Here is a 1193-nt window from a genome sequence, read left to right as displayed (position 1 = left end):
GGTAAGCAGAGTTTTTGAAATGTAAGGCCTTTGAATAAGACAAAAGGCTGCCTCATCGCTAACTTTGCAACAGTGCCAATTTATGAGTAAAGGATTATGTCCACGATAAGCACCTGGGTCGATTCCTGGGAGGCGGCCATGAGGGTAGGGAAGCGCCGTCCCGTCAAGTCAGCGTAATGCTCTGCCAGTGTTACAACCAATTAACCAATTCTGATTAGAAAAACTCATCGAGCATCAAATGAAACTGCAATTTATTCATATCAGGATTATCAATACCATATTTTTGAAAAAGCCGTTTCTGTAATGAAGGAGAAAACTCACCGAGGCAGTTCCATAGGATGGCAAGATCCTGGTATCGGTCTGCGATTCCGACTCGTCCAACATCAATACAACCTATTAATTTCCCCTCGTCAAAAATAAGGTTATCAAGTGAGAAATCACCATGAGTGACGACTGAATCCGGTGAGAATGGCAAAAGCTTATGCATTTCTTTCCAGACTTGTTCAACAGGCCAGCCATTACGCTCGTCATCAAAATCACTCGCATCAACCAAACCGTTATTCATTCGTGATTGCGCCTGAGCGAGACGAAATACGCGATCGCTGTTAAAAGGACAATTACAAACAGGAATCGAATGCAACCGGCGCAGGAACACTGCCAGCGCATCAACAATATTTTCACCTGAATCAGGATATTCTTCTAATACCTGGAATGCTGTTTTCCCGGGGATCGCAGTGGTGAGTAACCATGCATCATCAGGAGTACGGATAAAATGCTTGATGGTCGGAAGAGGCATAAATTCCGTCAGCCAGTTTAGTCTGACCATCTCATCTGTAACATCATTGGCAACGCTACCTTTGCCATGTTTCAGAAACAACTCTGGCGCATCGGGCTTCCCATACAATCGATAGATTGTCGCACCTGATTGCCCGACATTATCGCGAGCCCATTTATACCCATATAAATCAGCATCCATGTTGGAATTTAATCGCGGCCTCGAGCAAGACGTTTCCCGTTGAATATGGCTCATAACACCCCTTGTATTACTGTTTATGTAAGCAGACAGTTTTATTGTTCATGATGATATATTTTTATCTTGTGCAATGTAACATCAGAGGGCACTGTTGCAAATAGTCGGTGGTGATAAACTTATCATCCCCTTTTGCTGATGGAGCTGCACATGAACCCATTCA

General features: G+C 43.7%; 1 protein-coding gene. It reads right to left on the bottom strand.

The genetic code is table 11. From position 1 onward, the window contains the following. Positions 1 to 214: 214 nt before the first annotated feature. Positions 215 to 1030 carry an aminoglycoside O-phosphotransferase APH(3')-Ia gene (gene aph(3')-Ia, locus PG879_RS20425; protein ID WP_000018329.1) on the bottom strand — a complete coding sequence of 272 codons (816 nt, stop codon included), beginning with the start codon at positions 1028 to 1030 and terminating at the stop codon, positions 215 to 217. Positions 1031 to 1193 lie beyond the last annotated feature (163 nt).

It is taken from the genome of Aeromonas sp. QDB63, from assembly GCF_027707425.1.
Lineage (GTDB): Bacteria > Pseudomonadota > Gammaproteobacteria > Enterobacterales > Aeromonadaceae > Aeromonas > Aeromonas caviae.
The sequence above is the reverse complement of the archived record's forward strand: the minus strand, read 5'-3'. Positions and strand labels throughout refer to the sequence as shown.